This window comes from Comamonas sp. GCA5 (genome assembly GCF_036541385.1).
Taxonomy (GTDB): Bacteria; Pseudomonadota; Gammaproteobacteria; order Burkholderiales; family Burkholderiaceae_C; genus Comamonas; species Comamonas aquatica.
In genome coordinates this window covers 1-9,468 of record NZ_JAZHFR010000105.1, presented here as the reverse complement: position 1 = coordinate 9,468, position 9,468 = coordinate 1, and the positions used below count along the sequence as shown (strand labels likewise).

Below are 9,468 nucleotides of genomic sequence, written 5' to 3'. Positions count from 1 at the left end.
ACCACCACTTGCCACAAAAGGCACTGGGGCATGAAGCCCCAGTCCAAGCACTCAAAAAATGGAAGATGAAAGCTCCTGATTTATTCGTCAAGAACGTGCGTAATCATCCGGGACCCGACACCAAGGCCCGATGGATTGATTTTTCCTGCATTGCGAGGTGGTCAGCTCAGTGACATGGCTCTCACGAGTTTTTTGCACCGTGTAAAACCTGCTAGCGATATTGCAGGCCGTGTAGCAACTGCCCATGGTTTTCGCTCTAGTTTCCGCAATTGGGCTGCTGACAATCGCTACGAAAGCGATTTGGCCGAGCGTGCTTTGGCGCATGTGATTGCGAACAAGGTGCAGGCTGCCTATGAGCGAACAGATCGTTTAGAGGCTCGAAAAAAATGATGAATCAATGGGCGGAATTTTTAATGACGTCGGGGGTGGATGAATGAATGTCAAAACTTCTGGAAAGCAGTTCTCACAGATAAACACTCAAACCTTAAATAATATTGAAGAAATAGAAGATTTTTTTATTTCGCAGCTAGGAGGGGCGAAAGAAGGGCGAGTGTTAATAAATGATTGGCGTGAGTCGATAGATAAGCATGAGCTAATGGCAAAAAAATTTTTAAGAAAAAAAGGTATTCCTGCTACTCAGCGCATTTGTAAAATTAATTTTCTGAAACATGGGTTGAATTGAGCGATGATTTGGACGTGGATTCAATAACTTCAATCAAGCATCTTATTAAATACGTAGGGGACAGGTTTGAAAGGGACTCAAAAGAGGATTTGTGCGCTCGTATCATTGATTGCATAGCAATGCTGAGAAGCTCTGTTAATAGTAAAAACGCATATTCATCGGTCTATCATGCAGTAGAGTTTGGCAAATTATCAACTCTTTGGAAGGTTTACTATATTGATAGCGAAAAAAATCAAGAAATGCAAAAGCTGATAGAAGAAAAAAATGGGCAGTTGATTTCGCTATACATCTAAAAAACAAATACGAGGACTTTTCATTTAAGGAAATTTGTAGAGAAATACCATCGAATAAAAATTCAGCAATAAATATTGATGATTATTTAATTTGGATAGAGGAAATTGATGGAAAAGAATTTGTCGTTGCTGACGATGGAAATGGTGAGGAAAAGTTGACGTTGGGTAGCTTCAGCAGCGGCTACTTCAGCAAAGCAAAGATTTAATTCATTTTTTAGAGAAGCGGCGCTACTCTAAAACCGCTCAATACAGTACCCCCCAAGCCGAGACAACGCGGTTCATCCAGTTCTAGGACATATCGGCCCGTCCTAAAGCTGGAGCGAATCGCACTAGCTATGGGGGTGCACATGCACTTAACAACTTTAGATTCACTGTGCCAAGCTGGCTACATCACGTTGCCCAAGGTTTGTGGAGTCACCAGTCGATCCAAACCTACGATTTGGCGTTGGTGCAAACAGGGGCTATTCCCCGCTCCGGTCAAGATTGGCCCTAACTCAACAGCATGGCGTATTGAAGATGTGCGCGAATGGGTCGCTGATCCACAAGCGTGGCAATTGCGTGCGCGTCAGCGGCAAGTTGATGGGGGGCGCAATGAATGAAGTTCAATTGATTGCAACCCTTGCCTTGCTTTGGCTGTCTATGCGGGGGCGGCCATGATTGCGCTAGAACCAAGATTTGAATGCATCCCGCAAGAGCTTGTGCGCATAGATAGGTGGGTGACATGGGCGGGCAAGAAACTACCTTATGACGTTTCTTTGCCCAACTCACTCGCAAGTGCGACTGATCCGCAGACATGGGGTAGTTTCGAGCGTGCTCAAACAGCTTATGAAGAGGGCGGTAGGTTAGGCGTTGGCTTTGTTCTCAATGGCGATGGCATCGTTGGCGTGGATTTAGATGGCTGTGTGCATGGAGGACAGCCAGATCCCAAAGCGTGGGCATTGCTAGGTGACATCGGCTGCCAGTACATCGAGTTGTCACCATCTGGTAATGGATTGAGAGGGTTTGGCAAAGCAGCGCCACCAGTGCGGTGCAAAGGCCAAATTAACGGGATCAAGGTGGAGCTATACGCCACACAACGTTATCTCACTGTCACAGGTCATACCTTAGTTAATGGGCCAATTGCAGCATTGGATGGGTTTGTCGCAGTGTCTAAGGCTTTGCAATCTACAGAAGAGAGCAGAAGAGTACAGAGGATAACGGAGGAAGACGGATGTCATCTTCAGTATTCCTCTGTAGATATTCCGGCCTACACAATTCCGACAGGTAAAGGACAGCGCAATTTGTGTCTGTTTCAATTAGCGCGGCACTGCAAGGGAAAAATGCCGGATGCCTCTTTGGATGACTTGCGTAAAGTCGTGATGCAGTGGCACAAGCAAGCCATAGCAGTGATAGGCACTGAAGACTTTGCAGTTAGTTGGACAGACTTTGTACGGGGGCACGAAAAAGTAGTGCATCCAGCTGGTGCTGTGCTAGCGGATCTTTTGCAGGGTGTAGAGAGTGATCCTGTTCCTTGTGATGTGAGGCACTTGGGATATGCACAAAGGGAGCAGCATCTATTGAAGATTTGTTTTCGGTTGGCAGTTCATCATGGGGCAGAACCATTTTTCTTGCCGTGTCGCATTGCAGGCCAATTACTCGGTATAGATCACACGGTTGCAGCCAAGATTCTGAAGTCTTTTGTGATTGACAAGCTGTTGATCGAGGTCGAAAAGGGCAAGGGCTTGAAAGCAAGTCGTTATAGGTGGCAGCTACCCATGGCGTAGTGCATCTGCTCTACAGCAGTAGGAAGATTTTTTTGCAGTCTGTAGAGATTCTTGAAATTGCCTAATGACTTCGGAAAATTTTGCAAAGAGGTACAGCTATGGGTGGTTATGGCAGTGGGCGCATGGCAGTCAAGGGCACAACGGATGACATGCGCAGCTTGGATGTACGGCAGATTGTGCGTGCTGGACGACTTCGCGAAGGACATTCATTCAACTGGCTATGGGTGCGCCGTGACGAAGGTACTGTGCTAGCATCAATACGTATTGAGGTGCATAGTAAGGGGGGCGTTCACCTCTTCTATAAGCAGCGCAGTAATAGCGGCGATTGGCGCGATGTTGGCTATGCAGTTGGCCTTGATTGGACGGGGTGCAACTATGGCGCAGAGCGTCCTTGGTGGCGCTGCCCTGCAAAGGGTTGTGGCAGGCGTGTGGCAGTGTTGTACGGCGGCGCTATCTTTGCATGTCGCCACTGTCATAAGCTTGCTTATCCCAGTCAGCGCGAAACACCGTTTGATCGTGCAATCCGCAAAGCTGAAAAGAACAGGGCGGCGCTAGGTTGGCCTGCAGGGATAGCGAATGGGGCAGGGCCAAAGCCCAAAGGTATGCATTGGAAGACCTATCAGCGGCTGCGCTGGCAGGCGATTAGGGATGAAGGCAGTGTCATGGATGCTCTCAACATGCTCTACTCGTGGAGGTGAGTAGTTCTTGCCTTTAAGAAGGCAAGCACTTTTGGTAAGTTTGGCTTTTATCGCCGAAAAAGGAGATGACGTGCGAATTTCAACTCTGCTAATAGCTTTATTGGTTGCTGGATGTGCCGCTTCTGGTGTGAAAGTGACAGATGAGCAAATGAAGCACTTCAAGCCTGGAGAAACAACGCTTGAGCAGGTTGTTGCTGTACTGGGTAAGCCAACAAACAAAACAAGAATGAGCGATGGCACTACCAGTCTCATGTATGTCTTTGCAGAGTCGAAAGTACGACCTGAAACATTCATTCCTTTTGTTGGGGGATTTATTGGCGGCGCAGATACATCCTCTAACGTCGCAATGCTTCGATTCGACGGCGCTGGAAAATTGATGGAGACATCTTCATCAACCAGTGAAATGGGTACGGGGATGGGTTTCAGCGCAGGCCAGGTCGCACCTTTGCAGACAGAGCAGCCCCGGAGATAACCACGTGTTTTTGGCAGGCAGTGCGTTGCATTACGTGTGGGTCAAACATTGGTGGAGTGCTTCTGCAACGCTTTTTATTTTCTCCAAAGCCTTGTCAGGAGTGGCCCCAGCCCAGCTACCGATCTTCCCGTAGCCATTATTCGAAGCTACACCGCTATCGAGTTGTACATGCTCAAGCTTGCCGAAGGATAGGTTTAGAGCTTGTTCTTCGGTTTTAGCAGTAAGCACATATCGAACATTCCGAGATACGAATGCAGACCCCGTTTCATACGTTGCAGCGCCTTCTGCAATTACCTTTTTACGATCATCTGACACGTATCTGATGACTTGTCCGCCGCCAAGTGTTGAACTAATTTGCTGGGTGTAGAGCCTCCCCGTGTAAGGCCCAATGCTTGTAGTGTTGCCTTTCACTCCCACGGATCTGTTCTCAACAATTTGTGAGACGCAAAGAGGCAATGCGTCCTTCTCAGTTGGATTGGCAAGCTTGTATGAGTACTTTGCTTCGACAATGAACTCATTTCCATACGCATCTTTTTCAAAGATTAGATTCCCTGCATCGCCAAGAGCAGGTGATCGCTCCATGGAAACACACCCCACAATAGTTGCTGCTGCAGCGGCAATGAAAATTAATGAGCGCATAGCTTAGAAGCGATTTGAAACAAGTTTCTAAGCCTAGCTGTCAACGGCTAGTAAAGCAATAGAGGCAACGGCAAGGTGTTGATGTGACAAAAAACAAAGCCCGCGTATGCAGGCTTTTGTTTGTCATAGCTTGGCTATCAAAAGATAGTTGTAACTGTTCACGCCTGTGGGGTTGGATGTGGGGCTGACTTTTTGTTGATCTAAGAAAGTGCTTAAAAAACAAGAAGTTAGAGAGAATTTTTGGCGGAGGGCGTGGCGGCCTGGCTGTCGGCCGAAGCGGCGGCGGAAGCGCTCTTGTTGATCTTGCCCAGGAAGAGCACGGTGAAGTAAATCCACATGGCAATGGTGATCAGGATGACGATCAGGCTCATCAGGCCGTAGTCGGTCGAGATCAGGTCGTTGAACATCTTCATGGCAAACATCCTCCGCAATCAGTCATGTGTTAATAGGTGTGTCGTCACTATCGCGTGCGGGTGGCGGGGGGCGTTTGCGGCACATCAAACGGCCGGACTGGGCGATTTGCGTTAAAGCAAGGGTCTGGATGGCCGGTCGGGCCGGTTTTTTGCATACCATGCGGGCATGGCCGTTCGTCTGCAGCGCCAACTAGTTTGAATGGGTGAGAAACAACACATGATCGACGCTTCCAACGTCACACACAGCGTGCAACTGGCCGTGGCGCCAGTGTTCTTTTTAACGGCCGTGGCCGGCATGATCGGCGCCGTGGCCGGGCGGCTGGCACGCATCATCGACCGGGCCCGGGTGATGGAGGAGCGCGTGCGCGCCAGCAACGATGAGGAGTTCATCGACCGCGGCCTGCGCGAGCTGAACTACCTGCGCACGCGGGGCCGCATTGCCAACTGGTCGATCGGCTTGCTGACGCTGTGCGGCTTCCTGATCGGGCTGACGATTGTCTTCCTGTTCATCGGCCAGGCCTGGGTGGAGCAGGGGCAGATGGTGGCGGTGTTCCTGTTCCTGGGTGGGGTGTTCTCGTTCATCGCCGCGCTGGCCTGCTTCATGTGGGAGACGGTGCTGGCCACCGATCTGCTGAACTTCAACGTGCTGGAGACCGGGCGGCAGATGCGGCACTGACCGCCCTGTGGCCGCTCAGGGCTTGGGGTCGATGGGCTCTAACCAAGCCTGGGCGGCATTGATCACGCACTGCGTCAGGCGCTCCAGTCCGGTCTGCGCATTGCGCGCATGCGCCCAGTACAGGGGCACCGGAATGCCGCTGCCCGGCAGCAGCTCCACCAGACTGCCGTTGGCCAGGTGCTCGCGGATCAGCACCGTGGGGTGCATGCCCCAGGCCACGCCGGCTTCGCAGGCGCGCACGAAGGCGTGTGCCGATGGCACCCAGTGGCGCGGCGGCGCATGGCGGGCCGAGACGCCTTGCTGGTGCAGCCACTTGTCCTGCATCGCGTCCTTGCGGTCGTAGGTCAGCACCGGTGCCTGCGACAGGGTCTGGGCATTGATGCCCTGGGCGCCGAAATAGCGGGCGATGAAGGCCGGGCTGGCAGCGGCCACGTACTGCATGTTCGCCAGGGGCCAGATGTTGCAGCCCGTGATGTGGCTGGACGAGGCCGTGACCGCCGCCATCACCTCGCCTTCCTTGATGCGCTTGGCCGTGTGGTCCTGGTCGTCGATGCTGATGTCCAGCAGCTCGTTGCCTTCCTGGGTGAAGGCGGCCATGGCATCCACGAACCAGCTGTTGAGCGAATCCGCATTCACCGCCAGCTTCAGCGTGGGGCGGGCCACCTGGCCTTCGGGCACCAGCTCGGGGTTGTTGCGGCGCAGCTCGTTTTCGAGCAACGCCACCTGCTCCACGTGCAGACACAGGCGACGCCCGGCCTCGGTGCCGGTGCAGGGCGCGCCGCGCATCACCAGCACCTGGCCCAGGCGCTCTTCCAGCAACTTGATGCGTTGCGAGATGGCCGAGGGCGTGACGTGCAGCTTGCGGGCCGCACGGTCAAAACTGCCTTCGCGCAGCACAGCGGCCAATGCTTCCAGTCCAGCGTAGTCGAGCATGTAGAAAAACTTAATTTGAATGAAGTAATTTAATTTATCTTATCTGTATAAGTCCGGCAATGCGGCGGGAGAATTGGCCGCATGTGGAATGCTGAAATCACCTCTTCCTGGCTGGCAGGTTTTACCGTGTGCCTGTCGCTGATCGTCTCCATCGGGGCGCAGAACGTCTATGTGCTGCGCCAGGCCGTGCGTGGGGAGCACACGCGGGCCTGCGTGGCCTGGTGCGTGGGCTCGGACGCGCTGTTGATTGGCGCCGGCGTGGCCGGCATGGCGCAACTGCTGTCCAGCCGACCCGACGTGGCCTACTGGTGCGGCTGGGGCGGCGTGCTGTTCCTGCTGGGCTATGGGCTGTTCGCCTTGCACCGCATGGCGTTTGCCCAGAATGCCCTGGTGCTGGCCGAAGGCGATGCCGTGGCGCCGCGCAGCGTGTTGGCGGTGCTGGGCGCGCTGGCGGTCATCACCTTGCTCAATCCCCATGTCTACCTGGACACGGTGGTGCTGATCGGCTCCATCGGGGCGCGCCAGGCGGGGGAGCTGAAATGGTTCTTCGTGGTCGGGGCCGCCTGTGCCAGCCTGGTGTGGTTTTGCCTGCTCAGCGCGGCGGCGCAGCGGTTGCGCCCGCTGTTTGCCAAGCCCGTGGCGTGGCGGGTGCTGGATGGCATCACTGGGGTGATGATGCTGGTGCTAGCCTGGTGGGTGTGGCAGGGGCTGGTGGCCTGAGCGCACGTCGCGCCCTGCCATCCAAAGCAAAAGCCCGTGGTGCAAGCGCCACGGGCTTTTTTTGTGAGGTTGTGATGGAGGGGGCTCAGCCCAGGCGGGCCAGCACTTCCAGCAACTTCCACTGGTTGGCCAGGATCTGGTAGTAGCCGGTTTCCCCGGTCTTGTGGCTGGTGGCCTCGATGAAGACCACGTTCCCCTGCGCACGGGCCGGGGTCATGGTGGGCTTGATCTTGTCGTAGTTGTAGCGCTCCGCCAGGTCACCGCGGAAGTTCAGCAGGCGGTCACTGCCCGATGCCAGGTGGGCGGCAAACAGCTCCAGGGTGCGTGACAGCGTCACTTCGCTCAATCAGGTGGTGATGGCTTTGTCCAGGGAGATGGGGGCGGTGTCGCTCATGGAGGGGTCCGGTGAAAAGGCCTGGGAAATAAAGTTCGGCATCATGCCGCAGTTGCCGGGCCATGGATACTGGTGGTAACGATTTGCTCGGGCTTGTGTCGCGCAAGCGCAAGACCACGGTAGGCACCAACTGTGGCCACTCGGGCCATCGGCCAGTCCGATGACTGGACCCCGGTGTGGCGGTGCGTCATCTGGGATTGGCCCGCCCATGAAAAAAGCGCTGCCAGGGCAGCGCTTGGAGGTGGGGTGTGACGCCGATCAGAAGGCGGGAACCACGGCGCCCTTGTACTTCTCTTCGATGAACTTCTTGGTGTCGGGCGAGTGCAGGGCCTTCATCAGCTTGGCGATGTCGGCGCCATCGGCGCGATCTTTGCGGGCGGCGACGATGTTGGTGTAAGGCGAGTCGGCGTTCTCGATGAACAGCGCATCCTTGGTGGGGTTGAGCTTGGCTTCGATTGCGTAGTTGGTGTTGATCAGGGCCAGGTCCACGTCAGCCAGCGCACGGGGCAGCAAAGGGGCTTCCAGTTCGCGGAACTTCAGTTTCTTGGGGTTCTTCACCACGTCCAGCGCGGTGCTGGTCAGGTTCTTGGGGTCCTTGAGTTCGATCAGGCCTTGCTTGGCCAGCAGCAGCAGGGCGCGGCCACCGTTGGAGGGATCGTTGGGGATGGCCACGGTAGCGCCGTCCTTCAGGTCCTTCAGGTTCTTGATCTTCTTGGAGTAGGCGCCGAAGGGTTCGACGTGCACTTTGCCGTTGGGCACTTGCACCAGGCTGGTCTTGCGGTCCTTGTTGTAGCTGTCCAGGTAGGGCTGGTGCTGGAAGAAGTTGGCGTCCAGCTGCTTGTCTTCCACGGCGGCGTTGGGCTGCACGTAGTCGCTGAATTCCTTGACCTGCAGCTCGATGCCGTCGGCTTTGAGCTGGGGCTTGATGAAGTTCAGGATTTCCGCGTGGGGCACGGCGGTGGCCGCCACCTTGAGCACATCGGCAGCCTGGGCGGAGAGGGCCAGGGTGGCAATCGCCACGGCAGTCAGGGTCTTCTTCAACATATGGAGGATTCCGTTCAAATGACAGTGGAGTGCGGTGTTGTCTCAGCCCTGCGTGCACCGGTTGCAGTCTCAGGGAGTGGGGCAAGTGTAATCTTGGCGTTGCAGCCTGCTAAGTAATTTTTCCTAATTTGGTTATATAGAAAGTGGTTTTTATGCAAAATTTTGCCATTCAGAGGCGCTGTGCACGCTGACGACCTCGAAAAGCTGGTGTCCACCCGCATGCCCTTTGGCAAGTACAAGGACCGTCTGCTGTGCGATCTGCCCGGCAATTACCTGGCGTGGTTTGCGCGCGAGGGCTTTCCGCCCGGCGGGCTGGGGCGCTTGCTGGCCCTGATGCACGAGCTGGACCACAACGGACTCACGCGCCTGCTCGATCCCCTGCGGCCCCCGCGCTGAAGCCTTGCGATACGCCCAATTAAAACGCCCCGCGGCCCAAGCCGGCGGGGCGTTTTGAGTGCGCGTGCACGGCAGCTGCCGTGTGGCGATTACAGGGCGGCAGCGCGGGCCGCTTCGGCCTTGGCCTTGGCTTCGTCCAGCTTCTTTTGCAGCGCGGCGGCTTCGGCTTCGGCGGCCTTGGCTTCGGCCTGGGCCTTGGCCTTGGCGTCCGCTTCGGCAGCGGCCTTGTCGTCACCGCTGAAGGCGCCGGCAATCGCGTTGCCCGCCAGGGTGCCGACCACGGCGCCGGTGGCGGTGGCGGCGATGGTGCCCATCATGCCGGAGCCTGCAGGGGCGGCGGTGGCC

Annotated in this window: 14 protein-coding genes and 1 pseudogene; 9 read left to right on the top strand and 6 right to left on the bottom strand. The window is 55.5% G+C overall.

Going from position 1 to position 9,468, the window contains the following annotated elements:
- Nucleotides 1-174 precede the first annotated feature (174 nt).
- The 6 genes from SJH88_RS17190 (at nucleotide 175) to SJH88_RS17165 (ending at nucleotide 3,908) form a co-directional block, all read left to right on the top strand.
- Nucleotides 175-390, top strand: coding sequence for a site-specific integrase (locus SJH88_RS17190; RefSeq protein WP_274755191.1), 216 nt, complete (start codon nucleotides 175-177; stop codon nucleotides 388-390).
- Between the two features lie 43 nt (nucleotides 391-433).
- Nucleotides 434-682 carry a hypothetical protein gene (locus SJH88_RS17185; protein WP_274755190.1) on the top strand — a complete coding sequence of 83 codons (249 nt, stop codon included), beginning with the start codon at nucleotides 434-436 and terminating at the stop codon, nucleotides 680-682.
- Nucleotides 679-975, top strand: coding sequence for a hypothetical protein (locus SJH88_RS17180; protein WP_274755189.1), 297 nt, complete (start codon nucleotides 679-681; stop codon nucleotides 973-975). Before SJH88_RS17185 ends, SJH88_RS17180 begins: the two co-directional genes overlap by 4 nt.
- 335 nt (nucleotides 976-1,310) lie before the next feature.
- On the top strand, nucleotides 1,311-1,574 hold the full coding sequence (locus SJH88_RS17175) for a helix-turn-helix transcriptional regulator (protein WP_331700309.1): 264 nt from the start codon (nucleotides 1,311-1,313) through the stop codon (nucleotides 1,572-1,574).
- A gap of 54 nt (nucleotides 1,575-1,628) precedes the next feature.
- Nucleotides 1,629-2,738, top strand: a complete 1,110-nt coding sequence (locus SJH88_RS17170; protein WP_274755187.1) for a hypothetical protein — start codon at nucleotides 1,629-1,631, stop codon at nucleotides 2,736-2,738.
- A gap of 768 nt (nucleotides 2,739-3,506) precedes the next feature.
- Nucleotides 3,507-3,908, top strand: a complete 402-nt coding sequence (locus SJH88_RS17165; protein WP_274755186.1) for a hypothetical protein — start codon at nucleotides 3,507-3,509, stop codon at nucleotides 3,906-3,908.
- A gap of 30 nt (nucleotides 3,909-3,938) precedes the next feature.
- Here SJH88_RS17165 and SJH88_RS17160 read toward each other — a convergent pair whose 3' ends face one another.
- The gene (locus tag SJH88_RS17160) at nucleotides 3,939-4,547 is read right to left on the bottom strand and encodes a hypothetical protein (protein WP_274755185.1); all 609 of its coding nucleotides are present in this window, start codon (nucleotides 4,545-4,547) and stop codon (nucleotides 3,939-3,941) included.
- A gap of 227 nt (nucleotides 4,548-4,774) precedes the next feature.
- A complete protein-coding gene (locus tag SJH88_RS17155) occupies nucleotides 4,775-4,960 on the bottom strand; it encodes a DUF3149 domain-containing protein (RefSeq protein WP_274755184.1) in 186 nt (61 codons plus the stop codon).
- Between the two features lie 217 nt (nucleotides 4,961-5,177).
- Here SJH88_RS17155 and SJH88_RS17150 point away from each other — a divergent pair, with 217 nt between their 5' ends.
- Nucleotides 5,178-5,636 carry a DUF2721 domain-containing protein gene (locus tag SJH88_RS17150; protein ID WP_274755183.1) on the top strand — a complete coding sequence of 153 codons (459 nt, stop codon included), beginning with the start codon at nucleotides 5,178-5,180 and terminating at the stop codon, nucleotides 5,634-5,636.
- Between the two features lie 15 nt (nucleotides 5,637-5,651).
- Here the strand turns inward: SJH88_RS17150 and SJH88_RS17145 are convergent, their stop codons facing one another.
- Entirely contained in the window at nucleotides 5,652-6,569 is a 918-nt protein-coding gene (locus tag SJH88_RS17145; RefSeq protein ID WP_042413230.1) for an HTH-type transcriptional regulator ArgP, read from the bottom strand.
- Between the two features lie 81 nt (nucleotides 6,570-6,650).
- Between SJH88_RS17145 and SJH88_RS17140 the strand changes: the two genes are divergently transcribed.
- Entirely contained in the window at nucleotides 6,651-7,289 is a 639-nt protein-coding gene (locus SJH88_RS17140; protein WP_234688103.1) for a LysE/ArgO family amino acid transporter, read from the top strand.
- A gap of 85 nt (nucleotides 7,290-7,374) precedes the next feature.
- On the opposite strand, the gene SJH88_RS17135 is transcribed toward SJH88_RS17140, so the two are convergent.
- Nucleotides 7,375-7,635, bottom strand: coding sequence for a hypothetical protein (locus tag SJH88_RS17135; protein WP_274755182.1), 261 nt, complete (start codon nucleotides 7,633-7,635; stop codon nucleotides 7,375-7,377).
- A gap of 306 nt (nucleotides 7,636-7,941) precedes the next feature.
- Nucleotides 7,942-8,727, bottom strand: coding sequence for a MetQ/NlpA family ABC transporter substrate-binding protein (locus tag SJH88_RS17130; protein WP_042413226.1), 786 nt, complete (start codon nucleotides 8,725-8,727; stop codon nucleotides 7,942-7,944).
- 180 nt (nucleotides 8,728-8,907) lie between these two features.
- Here SJH88_RS17130 and SJH88_RS17125 point away from each other — a divergent pair, with 180 nt between their 5' ends.
- Entirely contained in the window at nucleotides 8,908-9,123 is a 216-nt protein-coding gene (locus SJH88_RS17125) for a DUF3820 family protein (protein WP_043386013.1), read from the top strand.
- 89 nt (nucleotides 9,124-9,212) lie between these two features.
- Here the strand turns inward: SJH88_RS17125 and SJH88_RS17120 are convergent.
- Nucleotides 9,213-9,468: pseudogene (locus tag SJH88_RS17120) on the bottom strand (ABC transporter substrate-binding protein); the annotation flags it as partial.

Coding starts and splice junctions, on each gene's coding strand:
- SJH88_RS17170 (WP_274755187.1), top strand. CDS start 1,629: ATGATTGCGCTAGAACCAAGATTTGAATGCATCCCGCAAGAGCTTGTG.
- SJH88_RS17145 (WP_042413230.1), bottom strand. CDS start 6,569: ATGCTCGACTACGCTGGACTGGAAGCATTGGCCGCTGTGCTGCGCGAA.
- SJH88_RS17160 (WP_274755185.1), bottom strand. CDS start 4,547: ATGCGCTCATTAATTTTCATTGCCGCTGCAGCAGCAACTATTGTGGGG.
- SJH88_RS17175 (WP_331700309.1), top strand. CDS start 1,311: ATGGGGGTGCACATGCACTTAACAACTTTAGATTCACTGTGCCAAGCT.
- SJH88_RS17190 (WP_274755191.1), top strand. CDS start 175: ATGGCTCTCACGAGTTTTTTGCACCGTGTAAAACCTGCTAGCGATATT.
- SJH88_RS17155 (WP_274755184.1), bottom strand. CDS start 4,960: ATGAAGATGTTCAACGACCTGATCTCGACCGACTACGGCCTGATGAGC.
- SJH88_RS17140 (WP_234688103.1), top strand. CDS start 6,651: ATGTGGAATGCTGAAATCACCTCTTCCTGGCTGGCAGGTTTTACCGTG.
- SJH88_RS17185 (WP_274755190.1), top strand. CDS start 434: ATGAATGTCAAAACTTCTGGAAAGCAGTTCTCACAGATAAACACTCAA.
- SJH88_RS17150 (WP_274755183.1), top strand. CDS start 5,178: ATGATCGACGCTTCCAACGTCACACACAGCGTGCAACTGGCCGTGGCG.
- SJH88_RS17130 (WP_042413226.1), bottom strand. CDS start 8,727: ATGTTGAAGAAGACCCTGACTGCCGTGGCGATTGCCACCCTGGCCCTC.